Here is a 2,236-nt window from a genome sequence, read left to right as displayed (position 1 = left end):
CTAGTGCCGCTCCGCAGAAGTTCGTGGAGGGGTGTTGATCAAGTTGTCTTCAGTGGGGTGCCTTCGTAGGTCCAGCGGTAGGGTCTCGCGGCCTCGTTGTGGCTGATCGCGTAGGTCTCGAGCTTGTCGATCAGGTCGTCACGGCTGGCGAAATCGCCGTGTCGTATGACACGGCGGGTCAGGGCAGAGAAGAACAGCTCGACCTGGTTGAGCCAGGAGGCGTGCGGCGGGGTCCAGCGGACGTGCCAGCGCGGGTGTGCGGCCAGCCAGGCCCTGGTGTGCTTGGCGGTGTGCGAAGAGCCGTTGTCGAGCACGACGTGGATCTCCTTGTCTGGGGCGATCGCCCGGTCGAGTTGGTCCAGAAAGGCGGTGAAAGTCGCCGCGTCGTTGCGGCGGATCACCTCGGTGAGGACCTCGCCGGTACGGACGTCGAGAGCGGCGACGATTGAGGCGGTGCCGTGGCGCCGGTACTCGAACTCCTGCCGGGCGGGTCCCCCGGGGCGGGCGGGACGCCCGGGATGGGGGCGCGAGCGGGCGGCGATCGCGGTCTTCTCATCGATCGAGAGGACCACCGCCTGCTCGGGCGGGTCGAGGTAGAGGGCGCACACGTGGGCGACGCGCTGCCAGAAGTCCGGGGTGTCCCGGCGGGTGAGCCAGCCGCGGACCTTGTGCGGTTTCAGGTCCAGATCCGCCAGGATCCGGCCGACCTGGGAGGCGGAGACCGGCGCGAAGCACGTGCCGGCCACCCGCTGGGCAATGGCCCGATGGGACCAGGTCGCCTCCGGGTGCGGCGGCGCGCTCGTCGCGGTGGCCACGATCGCCACGCGCACCTCGGGCCCGTACGCTCTCGGCCGTCCCGATCGCGCGGCATCGCGTAGGCCGCCCGGGCCCAGGGCGGCGAAGCGGCCCCGCCACTTGCGCACCGTGTTCACGCTGACGTCCAGCTCGCGGGCGATCGCGCCGTTGGTGAGCCCGTCCGCCGCCGCGAGCACGATGCGGGCCCGTAACACCTCCCGCACCTGGGACTTCGCCGAGGCCACCGTCCGCACCAGCCGCTCGCGGACCTCCCTCGCCAGCACCACCGCAACCGCTGCCCCTGACCGTTGCCCACCGCACACGGCCACGATCATGGCGGGGCCGACGCCGCACGCGGCAGGATGGGCCCGTGCTGAAGAACCCGCCGGAGTCGATGCAGCATCATCTCCGTCAGCGCCTGAACCACCACGCCCGTGAGCGCTGGCCGCAGGTGGACGCCATAGCGGTCCGCTTCCGCTCCGGATTCGCCTATGTAGCAGCCGAGTTGCCCGGCGAGCAGATCATCCCGCTATGCCGCCTGCGCTTCACCGGCGTACTGCACACCTGGGGCTTCGCCCTATACCTGGCCAGCAGCAACACCTACAAAGACAACATCCTGCCCACCGGCCTGCCCGCCGGCTCCGCCGAAGAGGCCCTCGACTGCGCAGGCACCCTCTACCTCAACGCTCTCGCGCCAGGCGGCCCCGAACTGATCCGAGTGCCAGCGGGACTCATCGTCCTCGTCGGCCCTCCAGCCTCGGGCAAGACCAGCTTCGTTCGGGCACTGATCGCGCGTCGGCAGATCGACGAGGAAGCCGTCGTATCCAGCGACGAGATCCGTGCGGACCTCTTCGGCACCTCACCCGTTGAAGCGGACTCCGACACGGCGGACGCTCGGATCTTCGAGGAACGAGACCGCAGAATCGTCGCCAGGCTTGCGACCGGACACAGCGCAGTGGCCGAGTCCACGAACGTCATCCCGCAGGCGCGCGCACGACTCATCGCCATAGCCAAGCGGTTCAACGCTCCGGTGACCATGCTGCGATTCAACCTGGACCTCAACGACCTCCTCCAGCAGCACGCGGAGCGAGGCCGCACCGACATCACCGCCGCAGACATCCGCGCCTACGCCGCGATCATGGACCGACACGCCTCCAGCGACCAACTGCGCTCCGAGGGCGCTACCGCCGTCCACGACATCCCAGGACGCCGCCAAGCAACCACCCCCGCTGAAGCCGCCGCCCACTTCTCATTCGCCTGACGCATCCGACGCGTCCAGCTAGGAGCACACTGAAGATCTTGCTCAGGCCGCCCGACTTGCGTTGGATCGCCGGTAAATGTCAATCAGCCTGTAATGGTGCAAGTCGGGCGCGATTTCAAGATCTTCAGTGTGCTCCTAGGCCTCCAGTCCCCTCCACGAACTTGCGCGGGGCAGCACTAG

General features: G+C 68.6%; 2 protein-coding genes. One reads left to right on the top strand and one right to left on the bottom strand.

Features of this window, described 5'->3' with window-relative positions; all coding sequences use genetic code 11:
* Positions 1–38: 38 nt before the first annotated feature.
* Positions 39–1,082 (bottom strand): IS630 family transposase, encoded by a 1,044-nt coding sequence (locus ABZT06_RS50470; RefSeq protein ID WP_355756670.1) that lies wholly within the window; start codon positions 1,080–1,082, stop codon positions 39–41.
* 83 nt (positions 1,083–1,165) lie between these two features.
* Between ABZT06_RS50470 and ABZT06_RS50465 the strand changes: the two genes are divergently transcribed.
* A complete protein-coding gene (locus ABZT06_RS50465; RefSeq protein WP_355756667.1) occupies positions 1,166–2,056 on the top strand; it encodes an ATP-binding protein in 891 nt (296 codons plus the stop codon).
* The last annotated feature ends 180 nt before the right edge of the window (positions 2,057–2,236 follow it).

Origin of the sequence: Streptomyces sp. NPDC005483, assembly GCF_040606035.1 — a bacterium.
Lineage (GTDB): Bacteria > Actinomycetota > Actinomycetes > Streptomycetales > Streptomycetaceae > Streptomyces.
This window is presented reverse-complemented; position numbering and strand designations above follow the sequence as displayed.